Genomic DNA, 19,823 nt, shown 5'->3' with positions numbered 1-19,823 from the left:
GAAGAGAATCGCGCGGGCTAACCGCCCACCGCCTATCCGCCGCATGAGCACCACCATCTCGTGGTACGCCTGACTGCCAGGATGTTCCACAAGGGCGTCCGCTCCGCTGCCGTGAGGCTTTCTTTCACGTCTCGGGCCCGAGCTCATGATCTCCGAGGCGGCGTCCTCACACAATGGGTCACTTCGCCAGAACGATCACCGTTGAGGGCGCTCTCGGGGCGGGAGCCCCAGTTCACCTAGCTACTTGAGGAGCGCTTCTGGAGCGCCTCGGTCACCTGCGCGCCGATCTCTGGGGTCAGCCGGCCCGTCAGCTCGAACCCGAGTTGATTGGCGACGTCACGAGCGTGCAGGTCGACCGAGGCCTCCACGAGGTCCGCGTACACACCGACCGAGCGGCGGATCCGCCGTCGCGACACCGACAGCAGCCAAAGCCCCGGCACGAGCGCAGGCCACCAGTACACGCCGACGACCAGATAGGCCAAGCCCCACACCGGCGTGCGGGCGGCTGAGGCGCACCGCTCCTGGACCGTCGTCACCTCCGCCCGCGCCGCGTCCGGCAGCACCAGCCACAGCCGCGGCCACGTCGTGGTCAGGTCGAGGCCGGTGCCGCGGCGGACGCGGTCGGCGACGGCACGCAGCCGGTCGCCCGCCCACGTCGGGCAGTTCGGCTCGAGCTCGGAGATCGCGTCGCGGCGCAGCACGGCACGACGCGCCGTGACCTTGGCCCGGCGGTTCCCCTGGTCGGCCAGCACCGCCTTGACCGCGGTATCCGCCTTCGCCCCTGCCCGTTCCCAGCGACGGTGGCGCAGCGCGGTGAACGGCCTGCCGGCGCCCGTGCCCGTCGCTCCCCACGCGGCGATCACGACACCGCCCAAAGCGGTCATCGCCAGGCCCACCAGGGCGGTCGCGGCGAGGAACCCCGCTGCGGCCCACACCAAAGCCGGCCCCGTGGACACCGTCAACGCCCGCGCCCAGAGCAGCGTGACGTCGAGTGCGTGCGAAGGTCCGAGCACGACCGCCACCACCGCCACGGCCACGAACACCGCGGCGGGCAGCGCGAGCGCGGCGGCCCAGCGACCTGCCAGGTTCTTGCCGAGCTCCGTGAGGAACGCGTTCACAACTCGACCCTGGTCTCGCGGAACGGTTGCCCGGTGAGCCGGCACGACGGCTGCTTGTCGGTCGCCGCGCGCGGGCACGCGCCGGTCGGGCACACCCACGCCGTGACGACCACGTCCCGCGCTCCGGGCCACGGTTCGAAACCGCGGTACGTCCGCGTCAGGCTGTCGATGCCGTGCTCGGCGAAGGCGCTGTCGAGCAGGTCGAGGTCCGCTTCGGGCACTTCACCACGAGAAGCCGACGCGACGACCCTGGCGAGCACGTCCGCCACGCCGTACCGAGCGGCGCGTTCCGCCAGCGCCTCCCCCGCCTGCTCGCACAGGACTCCGACGCGCGGACCGGTCGTTGGTGGCATGCCGATCTCCGAACCCCCTTCTCCACGATCCCGGTCACGCTACCGTGAACGGGACGGATCGGGGGCTGCGCGTGTACGACAACGTCCGGTTGGTGGTCGAGACCTTCGAGTACTCCGGCGACGTCGGCGCGCTGCTCGCCGCCGTCCTGCCGCTACCGCAGCACTGTCCGCGGCACCTGCTGCCGCACCTCGCGCAGGCGCACTGGCACCGGTACCGCGCGCAGAGCGGGTTCGACGGACTGATCGACCGGGAGATCGCGGCCTCCCTCACAGGTCAGGCCGGCGATCCCGCGGTCGCCCGCGTCACCTCCACGGAGCAGTACCGGGAGCTGGAGGAGGCACGGGCGGATTTCCACGCACGCCAGGACCCCGGATCGCTCGTCTACTTCGTGAACGCCTATACCGCGTTGATGGACGCGGTGGACGACGAGCGGATGACTGCCGCGCTCATCGCCGACCACGCCAGGTTGCTGCTCGTGCTCGACGAGCTCGACGGCACGGACAACTATGCCGAGCCCGTCGTCAACGGGCTGCACTGGACGATCGCCCACACGCCCCGCGACGACCCGCAACGCGCCCGCCGGCTGGTCGACCGCGCCCGCGCACAGGGGAACGCGGGCAGGCGGCGAGGTCAAGTGCTCGCCGACTACCGGGCCGCCGCCCAGCTGGCACTGCGGGAACGCCCGGTGTGGCGCGACGTCGTGATCGAGCTCGCGCAGTACGAGTCCGACCTCTACGCGAACGGCGCCCCGCCGATCCACCTGGCCGGCGCGTTCGTCACGTGCCGCGACCTCGCCGCCGCGCTGGAGCGGGACTTCGGCAACACGGCGACGCTGCCCGCGCTCTCCCAGCTCGAGAATGAGGTCAGCAGCCAGATCGGGCCGGATGTGGCGCGGTTCCTGCGGACCTGCCACCGCGATCCCCGTGTTCTGCAGGCGCAGCGCGACAAGGTGGAGACCCTGCTGCGACAGGAAATCCGGCCCGGCGTGCTGGTGGAACGGCGAGACCAGGCGTGGTTGCTCGCCATCGGGCTGCCGCTCGACCACGAGGGCAGGCTGGACGCGCTGCTGGACCTCTACCACACACATGACGACCTCTGGGAGCTCGGCGGCGACACCACGGCGATCGGACTCGCCTACGACGCTGTCACCGAAGCGCTGCTCACCACGTCACCCGACGACGCGGGCCGGGCCAAGCTGCAGGCGGCGATCGCCAATGCCACCTCGACCATCGCCATCCAGACCCGCTCCCCCGACGACGCGAAAGACGCGGTCGACGCGGCCCGCGCGCTGGTGGAGCTACCTGCACGAGACCAGGGTCAGCGAGCACTGCGGCTCACCACCCTGGCGTCCGCGCTGGTCCGGCAGTTCGAGCTCGGCGCCAACCCGGCGGCCGGCCAGGAGGCCGTCACCGTCATGGAGGAGGCCATCGAGCTGACCCCTCCCGGCGACGAGAACCTCCCGTTGCGCTGGTCGACGTTGTCCCTCGCGGCGCAGAAGGTGGCCGAGGACGGGGACCACAGCCTGTTCGCCAAGGCCGTCGACGCAGGTGCGCAGGCGGTGGCCATCATCCCGACGCACGACGTGCGCCGCATCGGGATGCTCTACAACTACGCCGCCGCCGTGCAGTCCCAGGCGAACACCACGAAGGTGACAGACGCGGAGCCGTACCGCGAGGCCGAGCGCGCCTACAGGGCCGCACTCGCACTCCTGGCCCCCGACCACCCCGACAACGCGCGCATCGAGAGCACGATCGCCGACCTGCTCTACCACCGGTACCGGCACTGCGGCGACCTGGGTGCGCTGGACGACTCGCTCGAGCTCGCCGAGAAGGCGGTCCGTGAGACGCCGCCGGACCACCACTGGTGGCCGTTGCGGGCGTTCGCACTCGCGCGCTCGGCCCGTGAGCTCGCCACCTTCGGCGGACCGCGAGCCGATGAGCTGCGTGAACTGGCGATCACCCACTTCCGGGCGGTCAGCGCGCATCCGGCCGCCTCCGCACAACACCGGATGGTGTGCGAGCAGCAGCAAGCCGCGATGCTCGCCGAGGCGGACCCGGCGACGGCGCTGGACGCGCAGGAACGCGTGATCGCCGCCATTCCCGCGACGGTCAGCCGGGCGCTGCCGCGATCCCAGCGGCTGCGGGCCGTACGGCAGCTGGACGGGCTCGCCGACCAGGTGGTGGACGCCGGGGCGCGGTCGGGCGAGCTGGACCGGGCGTTGGAGCTTGTCGAACAGTGCCGAGCCGTGCTCTTCGGCGACGCGTGGGGCATCCGCCGCGGCTGGGCGAAGCTGCGCGAGATCCGGCCGGAGCTCGCCGAAAAGCTGAGCCAGGTGGAGCAGGAGCTGGCCGAGGCCGACTCGTACTCCGACATGACATTCCACATCGAGGTGGAGTACCAGGGCCGGACCTCCACGCGCGACTGGGACCCGCGGCCTGATGCCGTCGAACGGATACGGCGGCTCGCGGCGAAGCGCGACCACCTGGTCGCAGAGGCGCGGGCGGTCCCCGGACTCGAGAACCTGCTGGCGGCGCCAGACCTCGAACTGCTGCGCCACCGCGCGATCGGGCATACCGCGGTGGTCGTCAGCGCGGCCGGCACCGCGTTCGTCGTTCCCGGCGACTACTTGGAGCCCATCGAGGCCGTGCCGCTGCGGCAGATGACCGAGATCACAGCCCGTACCCAGGTCAGGAAGCTGCGGGAAGCGCTCGCTGACGTGAAGGACCCGGCGTGCTCGTTCGACCGGCGCGAGGAGGCCCAGCTGGACGTGCACGCCGTGCTGGAGTGGTTGTGGGACACCACGGCCGGGCCGGTGTTGGAGCGGGTCACGGACGCGCGGCTGTGGTGGTGCCCGATCGGCGTCGCGGCGGGGCTGCCGCTGCACGCGGCGGGCAGGCACCGTGAAGCTGCCGGTCAGACCGTGTTCGACCGCGTCGTCTCCTCATACACGCCGTCGCTCACCGCGCTCGCCGACACCGTCACCACACCCCGGCCGCGCCACACCCGCCACACCGCACTCGTCGTCGGTGTCGGCGAACGCAAGGGCATGCCTGTGCTGCCGAGCGCCCGCGCCGAGGCCGAGGCGGTGGCCGCGCTGCTGCCCGGCTCCACCGTGCTCCTCGACTCGGCCGCCACCGCGGACGCCATCAAGGAGGGCTTGCACGAGCACCCGATCGCGCACTTCGCCTGCCACGGTAGGCCGATCAGCTCCGCCGGGCACCCCGACCTCGGCGGGCTGATGCTCAGCGACGGGATGTTCGTGCCGTCGTTCGTGCGCGACCTGCGCACCACGCAAGCGCAGCTCGCGTTCCTGTCCGCTTGCGACACGGCCGGTCCCGACCCAGCGCTGCTGGACGAGCCGCTGAACCTGACATCGGCGTTCCACCTCGCCGGCTTCCGCAGCGTCATCGGCACGCTGTGGCACACCGCGGACAGCACCGAGACCGCCGTGGCCGTGTACGCGGCGCTCACCGCGCACGGCACCCGGCCCGCCGACACCGCTCACGCGGCCACCGCGCTAACCGAGACACTGCGCCGCATGAGGGACGCCTACCCGGCCGTGCCGACGCGGTGGGCCGCGCACGTGCACGTCGGCGACTGAGCTACTGGGCTACTAGGGCCTGTACGGAGTTCGGATCTTCAGGGGTGTTCACGAGGAGGGCCGGCCTGGGACGCGGCAGCCTCGATGGCGCTCGCTTCGCTTCGTGCTCTACGCCGTCGCCTCGACGGCCGAGCCCGCTGCGGCCTGCTCCTGCGTGACGCGGTGGCGCCGGGTCGGCAGCCCGAGCCTCGGGTTGGCGACGCTCCAGGCGGCGCCCTTGCAGATCAGCTCCTTGTAGAGGGCGGCGAGCCGTCCGGTCAGGACCGCTCGCACGGCGCGGTCGTCGGCGGTGACGTACTGGATCAAGCCCTCCTTGCGGCCCAGTGAGATGCACTGGTTGAAGTAGCGGATCGACACGTTCGGGAGCTTCGCGCCGGTCAGGCGTGCCGCGATCGCGTCGGCGGCCTGCCACGCGGTCGGAATTCCCGAGGCGCACGACATCCGCAGCGGCTTGTCCCCGGGGCCCATCACCATGGCCGCGTCGCCGACGGCGTACACGTCCGGGTGCGAGACCGAGCGCATGGTCCCGTCGACCACGATCTGGCCGGTGTCGGTGACCTCCAGGGCGGTCACCTTCGCGATCGGGTGGACCGCGAAGCCCGTGGTCCACACGGCGACCGCGGCCGGGATGGCCGTGCCGTCGGCGGTGGCGACGCGGTCGGCTGCGACGCCGGTGACGGCGGCGTGCTCGTGCGCGGTGATTCCGAGCTTGCCGAAGACCTTCCGCAGGTGCTCGCGGCCCTTGGGCGAGAGCCAGTCGCCGAGGCCGCCGCGGGCGGCGAGGGCGACGCTCAGGTCTGGGCGTGCCTCGGCGATCTCGGTCGCGGCCTCCAGGCCGGTGAGGCCGCCGCCGACGACGACCACGGTCTGCCCGGCGTCGAGGCGGGCCAGGCGCTCGCGCAGCCGGAGTGCTCCGGGGCGGCCGGCGATCTCATAGGCGTGCTCGGCGGTCCCGGGGACGCCTTGGGCGTTCCAGCCGCTGCCGAGGGCGTAGACGAGCGTGTCGTAGGTGAGTTCTTCGGCGCCGTTCGCGTCGATGACGGCGACGGTCTTGCGGTCGACGTCGACGCCGGTGACCTTCGCGAGCCTCAGTTCGACGCCCGTGCCCGCGAACATCTCGCTGAATGGCCGGGGCTTGAGGTCCTGGCCGGTCGCCAGCTGGTGCATGCGGACGCGTTCGACGAAGTCGGGCTCGGCGTTGACGAGGGTGATGGCGACGTCCTCGCGGTGGAGCCGCTTGGCGAGGCGGCCGGCGGCGATGGCTCCGACGTATCCGGCTCCGAGGACGACGATGCGGTGCTGCATTCCCTTGCTCCTGTCTTGCGCGGGTTCGCCACTTGAACCGGGCGGCCCGCCGTTTCCTGACAGGAACGCGATGTGAAGCACCTCACATAGCGATTAGAAGGCGTTGAACAGGGGCTTCCCGTGGTCGGCGGCCGCCCAATGCGCGGTCGCGCGTTCGAGCTTGTCGGGGTTGACCTGGTTGTGGACCGCGGAGATGCCCTCGGCGGTGACCTCCAGGCACATGACACCGACGACCCGGCCGTCCACGATGGCCACGACGGCGGGGTCGCCGTTGGCGGTCCAGGCATAGACCTCGGGCGTGCCGCCGGCCAGGGCGCGCTTGGCCTCGCCGGGTTTGAACAGGCCCCTCATGAACCTCGCGACCGCGACAGCGCCCTTGATCGCCTTGGCGACCGCCGGGACCTTCCCGCCGCCGTCACCGATCGAGCCGGCGTCCTCGGTGAGCAGGCGCACGAGCGGCTCGATCTGGCCGCTGGTGGCGGCCGCCAGGAATTCCTGGACGATCCGCCGGGCGGCGGCCTCGTCGACCTCGGTGCGGGCCTTGCCGTCTGCGACGTGCTTCTTGGCGCGGTGGAAGATCTGCTGGCTGGCGGCCTCGGTGATGTCGAGGATCTCGGCGATCTCCCGGTGCGGGTAGTCGAAGGCCTCCCGCAGCACGTACACCGCCCGCTCGTTCGGGGACAGGCGCTCCATGAGGGTGAGGACCGCGTACGAGACCGATTCGCGCTGCTCGGCGGTGTCGGCCGGGCCGAGCATCGGGTCCCCGGCGAGCAGCGGCTCGGGAAGCCATTGGCCCACATAGGTCTCGCGGCGCGCCCGCGCGGAGGTGAGCTGGTTGAGGCACAGGTTGGTGAGGACCTTCGTCAGCCATGCCTCGGGGACCTCGATGCGGTCGATGTCGGCGGCCTGCCAGCGCAGGAACGTCTCCTGCACGGCGTCCTCCGCCTCCCCGGCGGAGCCGAGGAGGCGGTAGGCGATGGCCTCCAGCCGCGGCCTGAAGGCCTCGAACCGGTCGACGTCGTTCGCGGTCAAGGGCATGGCCCGATCCTAGATCGCGCGGCGCGAGCTACCGGCCCATGCGGCCGGTCACTTCCTCGGTCGACGGGACCCAATGGGCAAGGAACCGGTAGTTGATGATCGCCGCCTGGTAGCCGTCGCCCCAGTCGGGATGTCGGGGGCCGGCGGTGGCATCCTTGACGACCGCGACCTGGAAACCCTGCTCGAGGAATTCGCGCAGGTGGGATTCGACGCACATATTCGCGAGCATGCCGCCGAGAATGACCTTCCCGATCCCGCGTTTGCGCATCTGCAGGACCAGATCGTTGGTCTGCGGGCCGAACACCTTGTGCGGAGAGGCGACGATCGTCACGCCGTCGTCGATGTATGGCTTGAACCGATCCAGCCAGTCGGCACCGGAGTCGGCGAAACCGGTCAAATCCAGCGGGCCGCTCCGGGCGAACGTGCGGGTCTGGAGTTCCTCGGCCTCCAGAGGACCGTTGAACAGCCAGCCGTTGTCTGTGGGATAGAAGTAGTGAGGGGATATGAACACCTCATAGCCCTCTTGCTTCGCGGCCCTGAAGATCCGCTCCATGTTCTCAATCGTGCCGTTCTCAGTGACGCTCGCTCCGACCTCGGCCCAGCTTGTCCCGGTCTCGCTCAGCACGTCGTTCTGCGGGTCGATGAACACGATCCCGGTGTCGCTTTGCTGGATTTCCATTTCGTCGTCGCCTTCTTTGCCGTTTGCGAACGCAGCGAGGCGCGCCCTGAGCGGAAGAAGCGCGCGGGCGTTTCATCACCGAAGGTCAGCAACGCCAATCCGGGCCACGAGGCTTCAGGCGGCAAAGAGCGACGTAGTTCTGCTGGTCAGTGCCGTGCATGGGCGGCCTCCCGGGTCGTACGCATACGGGCAGGCGGCCCTGGTGGGGGCGTGTCTTCGATGGTGTTGCGGGCGGTCTCTCGGGTGATGCCGGGGGCCGCTCGCATTCATGATCAGGTTACGTGTGTGTGCTAGCTGAGCTGAGTGGCGGACAACCTGGCCAGGGCGTCGTCGGATGGGGTGCCGGGCTCGGCATGTGCGACAAAGAGTCGCTGGCCGGGGGCACCGTCGATGGAGAACGTCGCATGCCAGAGAGTCAGATCGCCGACACGATGATGGTGGTAGCGCCCTATCTCATGCGGTTTGACCTGTATGTCATGGCTTTCCCACATTCGGCGAAAGTCCTCGCTTGCGCGCGATAACTCCTCCACCAGGGTGAGAACCGATGGGTCGTCGAGGTCTGCACCGACTGCAGCGCGCATATGGGCGACCTTGAACCGTGCCTCCTGCTCCCAGTCGAGGAAGAATTCGTGTGACGCCGGGTTGAGGAAGGTCAGTCGAAGCAGGTTGTCGCTATCGGACAAGCCCTCAATAAAGGCTGCGGTCGCGGCGTTTTGCACGAGCACGTCCAACCGGCGGTTCACCACGAACGCCAGGACATTCTCCCAGTTGTTCACGAGGCGGAGAACGGACGGGGAGACGCGGTCAGCCACATGCGTACGTCTGAAACTTCCTCGCGCAGAACGGGCAAGCTCGTGCAGGTGTCCTGTGGCCTCGTAGTCAAGGCCGAAGGCCCCGGCCAGGGCGTTCAGCACAGCATCGGAGGGGCTGCGTTCCCTTCCCTGCTCCAGTCGCATGTAGTAGTCGACGCTGACTCCTGCCAGCATTGCGACCTCGTCGCGGCGCAACCCTGGCGTACGGCGGCTGCCCGCACCTCGCAGTAGCCCCGCCCGTTCGACGGTCGTCGCCTGCCGTCGGGCACGGAGGAACTCACCTAAGAGGTTCTCCACGCCAGACACAGTAGGAAGTTCCACGGCAAGGTAGGGCAAAGCGGATATCTATTGATCGGTAACTTGCGGGAATGCACAGTCTCGTGTGCGATCTTCCGGGACCATCTCGGCCCTTGGCTGTGAGCTTCGCCAGGTGCCCGTGCTCGCCGGCCGGTCATGGTGTCCAAGGCACCGGGACGCCGGCGAGCACGGGCGTGGTTTCGTTCGGCCCTCACGACCTTGCGGACGAGCGCCCGCGCAACTGGTCGCCGTGCACCTAGATCACGGAACGGGCTTGACCGTGACCGTGGGGTAAGGCGTCGGGTAGCTTTCGGCCTTCGCCTTGGAGTCGGTGTCCTGCTTCTGCTGCGGGAACGCCTGGTTGTCCGACTTCTGGAAGGGGGTGATGATCAGCGAGAAGTCACGCAGCAGGTACTGACGCTGGTGCTGGTGCTGACGCTCGTGCTGACGCTGACGGTTGTGGTTCCAGTTGTGGTTGCGGTTGTGGTGACGCTCCTCGCGGAAGCAGACCGTCTTGTGGCACGTCGGCCGCGAGACGGAGACCGGAGCCGGAGCCGGAACGCCGCCCATGACGACCGACGCGCCCGCACCGGTGGCGGTGCCGAGGATGAAAGCGCCACCGGTCAGCGTGGCGCCGGCGGCGAGAACGCCCATGATGGTGCTGAGCTTGAACATTCGATTTCCCTTTGATGAATGCGGTTACCCGCTACACGAACGCGCACGCTTTTGTGGGCGCTTCGTTGCCTAGTGGGGTCATGAGAATGCGATGTGAGTAGAAGACCAACGGTCGCGCCTATTCCAGACGGCGAACCCGCCGGTGATGATGCGCTTTCTGGCGCGCCCGTGCCCGCCGGACGTTCGTGGCTCCCGGAAACAGGCGAACTCGACAGCGGCGAGCACGGGCACGTTTTCCTTCGGTGCTCACGCTCCGACCATGAGGTCCGAACGTCCGCGTTATCGAAGACGCACTAGCCGATGACGGGCGCGGGAGGAGTAGCGGTGCCTGTGGTAATCGGGCCCGGGTAGTACGGATCCTCGGCCTCGGCCTTGGACTTGGAGTCGGTGTCCTGCTTCTGCTGCGGGATGGCCTGGTTGTCCGACTTCTGGAAAGGGGTGATGATCAGCGAGAAGTCACGCAGCAGGTGCTGACGCTGGTGCTGGTGCTCACGCGCGTGCTGCCACTCGCGGTTCTTGTTCCAGTTGCGGTTGTGGTTGCGGTGCCCGCGGCCCCAGCCGGAGCCGCCGCAGCCGCCGCCGCAGCCCGTGATGGTGGTGGCGCTAGCGGACGTGCTGGTGACCGCGGTGCCGAGCGCGACGGCCCCACCGGTCAGCGCGGTGCTGACGGCGAGAACCCCGACGAGGCTCTTGAAGTTAGGCATGCTATTTCCCCTTTTGGGACCTTTACCTTTGCGCTAACTTTCCCCGACAATTGGGGAAACGTGCTTATGGCGACGCTTAGTGAGCCATAAACGCATTGCCTTATTTTCCGCGCCGAGCGGCCGACAAACGACAGTCGATGGCTTTTGTCGTTCGCTTATCTCTTTATTGACCACGCCGACCCGTGGTGAGCGCTATTGATGCGAAATGAGCTTTATGTCAAATCTAATACGTCCGAATATGGGCGACATTTCGCCCTCCGCTGGGAGGGCGTCCAGTTGGGGGTGGACCAGGTCGCCGACCATGGCGTCGGACACCGTCGCCGCAGCGGTGGCCTCCAGGGCTTGTCGCTCTGGCGGCCGCATCACCAGGTCGGGGGCTCTGTCGCGTGCAGCAGCGAAGAGGCGATCCAGCACCTCGGTGGCATCACTGTCACCGGGTCATTGCGAGCGATGTGCAGCAGCGCGATCGCCGGGCTGACCAGCGGTCTGCGGATGAAGGTCAGGCCGCTGAAAGCACTTTGCAAGCGGCCCGGCCTATCACTGGTGATGCAAGCCCCGACCGACACAGCTCCCAGCTACGCGAAGCCATCGAACACCCCAATACGGCCATCTTCCTGGAGCCCAAGCGGCTGCACTGGCACAGGAGCAGGCGGTGGCCTTCGAACCGAACGCGTCGGAATTCTCCGCCACTACACCCATATGAAAAGGATTGAAACCATGGATGTCTTCAGGAAGTTCACGCACGCTGCGATTCTCGCCGGCGCCCTGGCATTGGTCGCGGCTTGCGGCGGCGGCGGTGGCTCGGATGGTTCCAGCCCTGTCGGCATTCCCGGTGCGGAAGCCCCCGCAGGGGAAGGCTCCGGTAACAGCGACAGCAGCTGCAACTTCCTTACCAAGAACGAGGTCACTGAGGCGATCGGCCCGAATGACGGCGGCCAGCACGACTACACGTTCGGCGGATGCGTCTGGACGGCCTCGAGCGCCAAGGACGGCATCAACGAGGCGATTTACGCGGCGGTGCTGCCCAAGGCACAGTACGAGTCCGTGGCCGAGATCGGGGAGCCGCTGAGCGGATTCGTCGACGGCGCCACCTACGCCGAACTGCACGGCGAGCTCTGGTTCCCCTGCCGTGGCGGGGACTACTGCGGGATCAAGGTGAGAACCGCGAGCTCCGATGGCCGCCAAGAGACCGGGCTGCGACTGGCCAAGATCCTCCAGGGCCGTGTATAGATATCGCCCCGCCGACCTCGGCCAATGGCCGGACCCTCGCCCTGCGACGGCGTTTCGTCGCCGGTATGACGCTCGGTGCCGGCAAGGGCTGACACCGAGCGCGCGTCCGGCGACGACCGTCGCCGTTCTCGCGGTGTCAGGCCGTTTCAGGCCGGGGCCGTCGTCCCGTGTCTGCGGGCCTTCACCACGACGGTCTCCGCCGCCTTGTCATGCAGGCACTGCCGTGCCATCGGGTCCTGGAACAACCAGAGGCTGTTCGCGAGCGCGAAGAAGCTTCCGATGATCGGCACGGCCGAAGGCAGGGCGTAGACCGCCGCCCTGCGCCAGGCCGCGCCGGGGGTGATGTGCACGCGCGTGGACATCGCGACCACCTCGATCTTCAGCAGGCGCTTGCCCAGAGTGCGACCCCATACCGCGTGCTGGATCCCGTCGTAGACGAAGTACAGGGCGGCCGCGATGGGCGCCATGAGGAACGCCCACTTGAACATCGTCACCTCCAACGCCAGGAGATCCTGCACGTCGACGGGACGGCCCTCGGCCGACTGCCGCATGATCGCGAGGAAGTCGTCGGAGATCGAGAACACCAGGAGCACGTAGGCCGGTGAGATGAGGACGCTGAGGATCGTGCTGTCGATCAACCTGGCGAGAAGCCGTTCCCACCACTCGGCGAGCGTCGGGTCGCCCACCGGCCGACGGAACGCGGCCGGTGGGCCTGGCGGTGGCCACTGACCACCCGGCGGATAGCCGGGCGGCGCATACCCGGGCCACTGGGGGCCGGAGGCGTAAGGGTGTGGGCCGGTCGATGGGCCTGGAGGGGGGTATCCGGCGCCGAGCGGAGGATTGGGAGGGACGGGTTGTTCGCCGGGGGGCTCGGTCATGCCGCCATCCTGAGGCATCCGGTGCCGGTCAAGCCACCTATATCTGGACGATCCGGATTATCCCGCTAGGCGCCGGTATGAATCCGGCCCTCCTCATAGGGGAATCAGCGGGTCGGCTCAGCGCCGTCCGGACCCCGCGAGGATCGAGCGCGTGATCATTCTCCTGCTCGCCCGGCGTCGAGAGCGGCTCCGCCTCGCGGACGGGTTAGCCGCGCGAGGCCCTTGACCTGCGCTGACCATCCACGGACGTCCATCTCCATCTGCGGGCGTCCGTGGTCGTTGTCACTCAGTTCGTCACCCAGTCCAGCGCCGGTCACACGTGGTCGGCGTTTCCGTCACGCCTCGCCATTCCAGACAGACGGCCGGAGCAAGGAGCATATGGTCCTGCATGAGACAGAGCGCGGCGGCGTGGTCGACCTCCTCTTCTCTGAACTGAAGGGGTATGAGCCGACGGTTTTACAGTCCTACCGCGAAAACGCTTTGAGCTGCGCCTATACAGACCCGACCACCTCAATGGGAACGCATTGAGAATCAAGGCCGTGGCTAGCCAGGCGCGGCCGACCCTGAAGGACCTCCACCGACTGCCGCCCGCTGGGAACTGCACGGGAAGATTGCCTAGAGACTTGGTGCCACATCAGGCAACGTTTGCCTGGCCTACTGCTCTCTGACACGTCGGAGGCCGGAGTGTCTTCGAAACGTCTCACTTCTCCTGCAACCCGCAGGCCAGCTGCGCTATCGGCGTCCTCCGATCGGTGTACTCCTATCCCGTTCGGTGTACCGCAAGGTGACTGCCCGCGGACGACGTCTGGAGCCCGGCCAGTGCGTAGCGTCGTGCCATCCCCGCTCCCCCTTTGAAAGGGCATGACATGACGCTGCACGCATTCCCCGCGATGAGGTTCCCCGTACTCGCCGGGCTCGGCGCCTGCGCGGTGGCGTTCGCGGTCTCGGATGTGGTCAACCGCGAGATGAGCCCGGTCGCCGAGGTCGTGAGCCGGTTCGTCAATACGCACGCCGGCTGGCTGGTCACCGTAGGCATGTACGGCCTCGCACTCGCCTCGGCGGTCTTCACGGTCGGCGTCGCCCGCACTCGCGCGAGCCGTACCGGATCGTGGCTGTTCGGGATCTGGTCCGCCGGTCTTCTCCTCGCCGCGGTCTTCCCCGCCGACCCGCCCGGCCGGTGGGACGACCCTTCGGTCTCCGAGACCATCCACGGTCTGGCCGCCTGGGTCGCGCTGCTTGCCTTCCTGGCCGCCGCCGTGCTCCTCACCCGCCGGTGGCGGCGCGAACCGGGCATGCCCGGCGCGCTGACTGCCGTCACCGCCGCCGTGGTTCTTGGGATGATCCTGTTCGTGATCACTATGGTCGATGTCATGGGCGCCCGGGCCCTGCCCTCCGTCATCGGCTTGACCGAGCGCATCGTGCTCGCCGCCGACGTGGCCTGGATCGCGGTCGCCACGATCGGCCTGACCCGCTCGGGAGGAGCCCGCCGATGACCGGAACGACCGGCGCCGCCGGAGGAGATGGAGCGCCGGTCGCGCCGGGGAGAGCCGTCCGTCTCGCGGTCGCCCTCGTGCCCGCCGCGCTGACGACCGTCGCCATCCTCACCGGCCTGGCGGCGGTCGGGGCCCCGATCGGCTGGGGCAGCACGGTCCCGCTGGCGCTCTTCCTCGGCGGCATGCTGCTGGTCCGGGAGCGGTGGCCGGTGGGCGTACTCCTGTTCTCGGCGGCTGCGCTGGTCGCCTACCAGGGCGCGGGGCTGTTCGAGGGCGGGTGGATCTGGCCGATGACCGTCGCCTGCTACACCGTCGCCGCCGCGGGCCGAATGCGCTGGGCCGTCGGCGTCGGCCTGCTCCTCCTGGCCTACGCCGTCACCTGGGACTGGACGGCCGGTGACCCACCCGCCCGGGCCCTGGCCTCCGGCGGAGCCGAGACGCTGTGGCTGGCCCTGGTACTCGCCGTCGGCAACGCCCGCCGCAGCCAGCTGCTGTGGCGGGCCGAGCATGCCGCCCGGCTCGCCCAGCTGAAGGAGGCTCGGGAACTGGACGCCCGCCGCCGCCTGGCCGAGCAGCGGCTGCAGATCTCCCGCGAGCTGCACGACATCGTCGCCCACACCCTGGCCGTCGTCGGCGTCCATCTCAACGTCGCCACCGACGCCCTCGACGAGTCCCCCAGCGAGGTCCGCGACGCCCTGCGCACCGCGATGGAGGTCCGCGCCAAGGCGATGACCGACCTGCGCTCCCTCATCGGCATCCTCCGCGACGGGCCCTCCGGCGCCGCAGCGCCGCAGCCCGACCTGGCCGCCGTCGCCGACCTGGTCGCCCACGCCCGCGCGACCGGCCTCGACGTGACCCTCGAGGAGCTGGGCGACCCCGCCCGCGTCCCCGCCGTGCCCGCCGTGGCCGCCTACCGGGTCGTCCAGGAGGCCCTGACCAACACCATCAAGCACGCCGCTGCCACCCGGGTGACGGTGCGGCTGCGCTACACCGCGCGGGCGGTGACGGTCGAGGTCCGCGACGACGGCCGCGCCACCGGGCCATTCACCGAGGGCCACGGTCTCACCGGCATGCGCGAACGGGTCGCGGCCCTCGGCGGCACCCTGACGATCGGCCCGGCCGCGCCGGAGGGCTCCGCCACACCCGGAAAAAGTGTCCCGCCGGAGAAGACCGACCGCTCCTGGACCGGCGGTCTCACTGTGCGGGCGACCATCCCCGTCGGGGGCGCCGCCGTTGTGACAGGCTCTGGCACATGACGATCAAGGTGCTGCTCGCCGATGACCAGGCCCTCGTCCGCGCAGGGTTCCGCAGCCTGCTCGGCCGCTCCAGGGAGCTCACGGTGGTCGGCGAGGCCGCCACCGGCGACGAGGCCGTACGACTGGCGCGCACGACCCGCCCCGACGTGATCCTCATGGACATCCGCATGCCCGGCCTGGACGGCATCGAGGCCACCCGCCGCGTCCTCGTCGAGCTCCCCGGCACCCGGATCATCATCCTCACCACCTTCGACACCGACGAGCACATCTTCGCCGCCCTCCGCGCCGGGGCCAGCGGCTTCCTCACCAAGGAGGTCGAACCCGCCGAGCTGCGCCGCGCGGTCGCAGTGGTCGCCGCCGGTGAGGCGCTGCTCTCCCCGGGCGTCACCCGCCGGGTCGTCGAGCAGTTCGCCCACCGGCCCGCCCCGGTCACCGGCGACGGCCTCGCGGTCCTGACCCCCCGGGAGCGCGAGGTGGTCCGCCTGGTCGCCGAGGGCCTGTCCAACGAGCAGATCGCCGAGAAGCTCGTGATCAGCCCGCTGACCGCCAAGACCCACATCACTCGCGCGCTCACCAAGCTCCGCGTCCGCGACCGCGTCCAGCTGGTCATCCTCGCCTACGAGACCGGTCTGGTACGGCCCGGCGCCGGGACCTGCGAACTGGACTGAGAGAGCAGACGGGAATCCGGGCGCGGGATTCTCAGGTCGTGAACTGACCGTAACCACGCGACCAAGCACGGCATGAGTCCGGACGGTCAGCTGTTTGTCGGGGAGCGCGACGGCCCCCTGTCGGAAAGCGTCTATGGCCGTATCTGGCAGAAGGCCCGTACGGTGGCGCCGAGCAAGGCTGAGGCAGGGTCCCGCTCGCGGCACGGCCGTACGCCCTGCGGCATGCCTGCGTCTCCACGTGGCCAAACGCCGGGGTCCCGGCTCCGCGTGGACGCCATCAGTGCCGACATCGCCGATGTCGACGCCAGAATCGACAATCTCGCCACCCCCTTCGCCGCAGCAGTGGACCGCCTGGATGAGATCCCCGGAATCGGCCGCATCGCCGCACACGTGATCATCGCCGAGATCGGGCTGGACATGAGCCGCTTCCCCACCGCCGGCCACCTCGCCTCCTGGAGCCGTCTTGCCCCCAAGACCAAGGAATCGGCCGGGAAGAAGAAGGGCTCAGGCACCACCGGCCACGGCACCTCGCGCAGCGCAGACGACAGAACCTGATCACCCAACCCGGTCAGCTGAACGGCTGCAGGCCGATCGTCGCCAGCAGGTCGAGCTGCCCGGCCGCCTCGCTGTCCTGCGCGCTGGTGTAGACGATCAACCGGAGGTCGGTGTCACGTACCGTGAGGAAGTCGCTGTCCATTGTGATCGGTCCGATCTCGGGGTGCAGGAACGTCCGACTGCTCAAGCCGGGCTGGGGGGCGGCCAGGCGCTGCTCCCACAGGTCGGCGAAGTCTGTGCTGACTTCCAGCAGATCGTCGATGAGGTCGCCGAGCAGCTTGTCCTTCGGATGGCGGCTTCGAGCCTCGCGCAGATCGGAGACCAGTTCCAGGCGGAGCAGGCGCTCCTCGGCCTCGGTGCGGATATAGCGTGTTGGAGCGCCGGTGAAGACGGTCCATGCGAGGTTCCGCTCACGCATCGGCAGTGCCGACGTGTCGCCGGCCAGGGCGTACGCGAGCGGGTTGGACGTGATGCACTGCCACGAGGCGTCGACGACCTGGACGGGCAGGTCGGTCAGGCGGTCCAGGATCCGCTGCACGCTCGGCGTGATGTGACGCTTGATGCTCCCGTGGGCCGGCTCGGCCTGATCCGCGACGCGGAAGAGATGTGCGCGCTCCTGGTCAGAAAGCCGCAGCACCCGGGCGAGCGACATGAGCACCGACGGCGACGGGTGGATCGCGCGGCCCTGCTCCAGGCGGGCGAGGTATTCGACCGACAACCCGGAAAGCTGGGCGACCTCCTGCCGGCGCAGGCCGAGCACGCGGCGCCGGCCGCCCTCCGGAAGGCCTACCTCGGCGGGTGACACGCGGCCGCGCCAGAGGCGCAGGCTGCACGCGAGCTCGTTCGAATCTGAAACCACAACCTCACTCTAGGTCCGCGCGGCAGGCACAGGGTCGCCCTGCCAGTACGAGGCTCGGCAGGTCCATTTTGCCTGGTGTGCGGAGAGGTAAGTATCGGATCGCGGCCCCGTTCCGGGGCCGGCCGGATCGACCCGTCACCACGGGTGTGGCTACCAACAGAGTGGAGAGATTGACGATGAGTACAGGCATGTCTGCAGAGGAGCTGCGCGAGTTCTACGGGCGGTACGTGGAGATGGCGAACACGCGTGACTTCGACGGGATGCGCGAGCTCCTTCACGACGAGGTCATCCTGGGCGGCACTCCAGTTGCCCGTGAAGCCATCATCACCGAGTTCCGCAAGCACACCGATGCCGTCCCGGACATCCACTGGGAGGTCCAGGAACTTCTCGTGGAGGGCGGTCACATCGCTGCTCGCGCGCTGGACACCGGAACGCCGGTGGCGGAGTGGAACGGTCTGGCCCCCAACGGAGCGAGCATCTCCGTCGCCGAGACCGCGTTTTACGAGGTCGTGGACGGCCGATTCAAGGTCATGTGGTACATGATGGACGTCGACGCACTGCGGCAGCAGCTCGTCGGCTGACCCACGATCGGTCCCCCGCAGGGTGACCTCGGTGTCCGCCCACGCCCATGCCCCGCCGGAGTGACGCGAGATCGTCGCCGTCACTCCGGCGGCCACTTCCAAGTGAGCCTTTTCCATCGTGATCATGCTGGTCACGGTGATGGGAGTGAGGCCAGATACGGGGTGAGGGGAGGCCCCGGTAAGACAGCAGTCGACCAAGATCCGATGCCCCAACCGGGAGCCTCGTTGCTGTCTTACCCTGCCGCGATTCCGCTGTCGAACTGTACCCTCGTCCGCCTGGCTGATCTCATCCGCGCTCAGCGTGCCCAACGTCGATACCCGTGGCGGCGCCTGGATCCGGGCCGGCAAGCGCTGCTGGTGCTGGCCCACCTGCGCAACGGGGATACCTACGCCCGCCTGGCCGCTGAGTTCGGCATCGGCACCACGACAGCCTGGCGCTATGTGCGGGAGTCGGTCGACCTCCTGGCAGCCCTCGCTGACGACTTACACGCTGCCGCCGTCCGAGCTTCTCGACTGGCCTACGCCATCCTCGACGGCACGCTGATCCCAATCGATCGCGTCGCCGAGCAGAAGCGGTATTACTCCGGCAAGCACAAACGCCACGGTATGAACATCCAGGTCGTGGCTGACCCCGCCGGCCGGCTCGTCTGGGCCTCGCCGGCCCTGCCAGGGAGAACGCACGACCTGACCGCCGCCCGAACGGTCGGCCTCATCGACGCACTCACCAGCAGCAACGTGAAGACGTTCGCCGACAAGGGATACCAAGGGGCCGGCGGCGCGAAGCTGCGCTGCTGCCCCCGCCGCCCCCCGAATGGCGTGCGCTCGCCACGAAGATCCCCGTTGCGGCACCTACCGATACCGCTGGCCTGGGCAAGGCCTGATCAAGGACCGCGTTGCCCCCGGCGCCTTACAGGACCTGTGCCCGATGAGCTTCGTCCCCGGACCACCACCCTCCAAGGGGGCGGGCTGGCGCGCGTCTTAACTACATAGCGACGTACGACCGGTCGGCGTGACCGATTTTTGGCTTGCTGGTGGACATGTTGCAGGTAGCAGCGCTGAGGCTGTGGGTATGGGGCGACGATGACGCGGTGGCCGCGATTCGGGCCGACGTCACGATCAGCGGGTCGCCCGTTGATCGATCTCTGAGTCGTTCCGCAAGGCAGCCGGGCCAGGGATTGGCAGGCCAGCCACCCAAGCGGCTGGGCCACCGATCGGTGGGCTGTCCCTTCGACGGACGGCCCTGCCTACTGGATTACAGAGAAGGGGTGACCATGGCGCTCACCACAAGGATCAAACAGTTCACCGAGTCCAAGCCGTTTTACGCCTTCGCGGGCGCCACCAGCTACGCGGTCGAGAAGCTGCGCAAGGTGCCCAAGCAGCTGCGCACGGGCCGTCACGAAGTCGGCGAGACCGCGAAAGAGCTGCCAAGTAGGGCCCGCAAGACCGTCGCCGAGAACCTGCCGGAGCCGGCGCGTGAGGTCACCGACACCGTGACCGCTCTGCTCAACGTGGTTTATGACGAGCTGGCGGTCCGAGGCCGGAAGGTCGTGAAGCAGGTGAGCGGAGAGGCTGCTCAGGAACTCGGGAAGGTCTCCGAGACCGCCAAGCCCGCGACCGCCCGCGACAAGCAGGAAGCTCCGGCCAGGAAGCCTGGCCGCCCTGCATCGCGGACCCAGCGAACCAAGACGCCGTCCAGGGTGTGAAGCAGAGCCCCGCTCTC

General features: G+C 68.9%; 18 protein-coding genes and 1 pseudogene. 9 read left to right on the top strand and 10 right to left on the bottom strand.

Annotation, left to right across the window (positions count from 1 at the left end; all coding sequences use genetic code 11):
• Positions 1-236 precede the first annotated feature (236 nt).
• Both Pmi06nite_RS28705 and Pmi06nite_RS28700 read right to left on the bottom strand, forming a co-directional pair.
• Positions 237-1,118, bottom strand: a complete 882-nt coding sequence (locus Pmi06nite_RS28705) for a hypothetical protein (RefSeq protein ID WP_203956255.1) — start codon at positions 1,116-1,118, stop codon at positions 237-239.
• Positions 1,115-1,471, bottom strand: a complete 357-nt coding sequence (locus Pmi06nite_RS28700) for a hypothetical protein (protein WP_203956254.1) — start codon at positions 1,469-1,471, stop codon at positions 1,115-1,117. The genes Pmi06nite_RS28705 and Pmi06nite_RS28700 overlap by 4 nt, the downstream gene beginning before the upstream one ends.
• A 44-nt stretch (positions 1,472-1,515) precedes the next feature.
• On the opposite strand from Pmi06nite_RS28700, the gene Pmi06nite_RS28695 reads away from it, so the two are divergent.
• Positions 1,516-5,073, top strand: coding sequence for a CHAT domain-containing protein (locus Pmi06nite_RS28695; protein ID WP_203956253.1), 3,558 nt, complete (start codon positions 1,516-1,518; stop codon positions 5,071-5,073).
• Between the two features lie 108 nt (positions 5,074-5,181).
• Here Pmi06nite_RS28695 and Pmi06nite_RS28690 read toward each other — a convergent pair whose 3' ends face one another.
• The 6 genes from Pmi06nite_RS28690 to Pmi06nite_RS28665 form a co-directional block, all read right to left on the bottom strand.
• A complete protein-coding gene (locus Pmi06nite_RS28690; protein WP_203956252.1) occupies positions 5,182-6,378 on the bottom strand; it encodes an NAD(P)/FAD-dependent oxidoreductase in 1,197 nt (398 codons plus the stop codon).
• 93 nt (positions 6,379-6,471) lie between these two features.
• Complete coding sequence (locus Pmi06nite_RS28685) at positions 6,472-7,416, bottom strand: RNA polymerase sigma-70 factor (RefSeq protein WP_203956251.1); 945 nt, start codon at positions 7,414-7,416, stop codon at positions 6,472-6,474.
• Positions 7,417-7,444: 28 nt separating this feature from the next.
• On the bottom strand, positions 7,445-8,065 hold the full coding sequence (locus Pmi06nite_RS28680; protein ID WP_239114261.1) for an isochorismatase family protein: 621 nt from the start codon (positions 8,063-8,065) through the stop codon (positions 7,445-7,447).
• Positions 8,066-8,385: 320 nt separating this feature from the next.
• Complete coding sequence (locus tag Pmi06nite_RS28675; protein ID WP_203956249.1) at positions 8,386-9,204, bottom strand: helix-turn-helix domain-containing protein; 819 nt, start codon at positions 9,202-9,204, stop codon at positions 8,386-8,388.
• 261 nt (positions 9,205-9,465) lie between these two features.
• Positions 9,466-9,879 (bottom strand): hypothetical protein, encoded by a 414-nt coding sequence (locus Pmi06nite_RS28670; protein ID WP_203956248.1) that lies wholly within the window; start codon positions 9,877-9,879, stop codon positions 9,466-9,468.
• Between the two features lie 293 nt (positions 9,880-10,172).
• Positions 10,173-10,583, bottom strand: a complete 411-nt coding sequence (locus Pmi06nite_RS28665) for a hypothetical protein (protein WP_203956247.1) — start codon at positions 10,581-10,583, stop codon at positions 10,173-10,175.
• A gap of 717 nt (positions 10,584-11,300) precedes the next feature.
• Here Pmi06nite_RS28665 and Pmi06nite_RS28660 point away from each other — a divergent pair.
• On the top strand, positions 11,301-11,813 hold the full coding sequence (locus tag Pmi06nite_RS28660) for a hypothetical protein (protein WP_203956246.1): 513 nt from the start codon (positions 11,301-11,303) through the stop codon (positions 11,811-11,813).
• A 146-nt stretch (positions 11,814-11,959) separates the two neighbouring features.
• Here the strand turns inward: Pmi06nite_RS28660 and Pmi06nite_RS28655 are convergent, their stop codons facing one another.
• Positions 11,960-12,499 (bottom strand): RDD family protein, encoded by a 540-nt coding sequence (locus tag Pmi06nite_RS28655; RefSeq protein ID WP_239114260.1) that lies wholly within the window; start codon positions 12,497-12,499, stop codon positions 11,960-11,962.
• A 1,058-nt stretch (positions 12,500-13,557) separates the two neighbouring features.
• On the opposite strand from Pmi06nite_RS28655, the gene Pmi06nite_RS28650 reads away from it, so the two are divergent.
• From Pmi06nite_RS28650 to Pmi06nite_RS28635, 4 genes are all read left to right on the top strand, one after another.
• Positions 13,558-14,184: a DUF998 domain-containing protein gene (locus Pmi06nite_RS28650; protein WP_203956244.1), complete on the top strand. Its 627-nt coding sequence runs from the start codon at positions 13,558-13,560 to the stop codon at positions 14,182-14,184.
• A complete protein-coding gene (locus Pmi06nite_RS28645; RefSeq protein WP_203956243.1) occupies positions 14,181-15,440 on the top strand; it encodes a sensor histidine kinase in 1,260 nt (419 codons plus the stop codon). Before Pmi06nite_RS28650 ends, Pmi06nite_RS28645 begins: the two co-directional genes overlap by 4 nt.
• Positions 15,437-16,108 (top strand): response regulator, encoded by a 672-nt coding sequence (locus tag Pmi06nite_RS28640; protein ID WP_203956242.1) that lies wholly within the window; start codon positions 15,437-15,439, stop codon positions 16,106-16,108. Before Pmi06nite_RS28645 ends, Pmi06nite_RS28640 begins: the two co-directional genes overlap by 4 nt.
• A gap of 267 nt (positions 16,109-16,375) precedes the next feature.
• Entirely contained in the window at positions 16,376-16,663 is a 288-nt protein-coding gene (locus tag Pmi06nite_RS28635) for a transposase (RefSeq protein ID WP_203956241.1), read from the top strand.
• Between the two features lie 13 nt (positions 16,664-16,676).
• Here the strand turns inward: Pmi06nite_RS28635 and Pmi06nite_RS28630 are convergent, their stop codons facing one another.
• Positions 16,677-17,522, bottom strand: a complete 846-nt coding sequence (locus Pmi06nite_RS28630; RefSeq protein WP_203956240.1) for a helix-turn-helix transcriptional regulator — start codon at positions 17,520-17,522, stop codon at positions 16,677-16,679.
• Positions 17,523-17,710: 188 nt separating this feature from the next.
• Here Pmi06nite_RS28630 and Pmi06nite_RS28625 point away from each other — a divergent pair, with 188 nt between their 5' ends.
• The 3 genes and pseudogenes from Pmi06nite_RS28625 (at position 17,711) to Pmi06nite_RS28615 (ending at position 19,806) form a co-directional block, all read left to right on the top strand.
• Positions 17,711-18,103, top strand: a complete 393-nt coding sequence (locus tag Pmi06nite_RS28625) for an ester cyclase (RefSeq protein ID WP_203887760.1) — start codon at positions 17,711-17,713, stop codon at positions 18,101-18,103.
• Between the two features lie 225 nt (positions 18,104-18,328).
• A pseudogene (locus tag Pmi06nite_RS28620) lies at positions 18,329-18,880 on the top strand (transposase family protein); the annotation flags it as partial.
• A 494-nt stretch (positions 18,881-19,374) separates the two neighbouring features.
• Positions 19,375-19,806, top strand: coding sequence for a hypothetical protein (locus tag Pmi06nite_RS28615; RefSeq protein WP_203956239.1), 432 nt, complete (start codon positions 19,375-19,377; stop codon positions 19,804-19,806).
• Positions 19,807-19,823 lie beyond the last annotated feature (17 nt).

The organism is Planotetraspora mira, assembly GCF_016863275.1.
Classification (GTDB): domain Bacteria; phylum Actinomycetota; class Actinomycetes; order Streptosporangiales; family Streptosporangiaceae; genus Planotetraspora; species Planotetraspora mira.
Note: the sequence above shows the minus strand (reverse complement) of the source record. Positions and strands in the feature narration are given on the sequence as shown.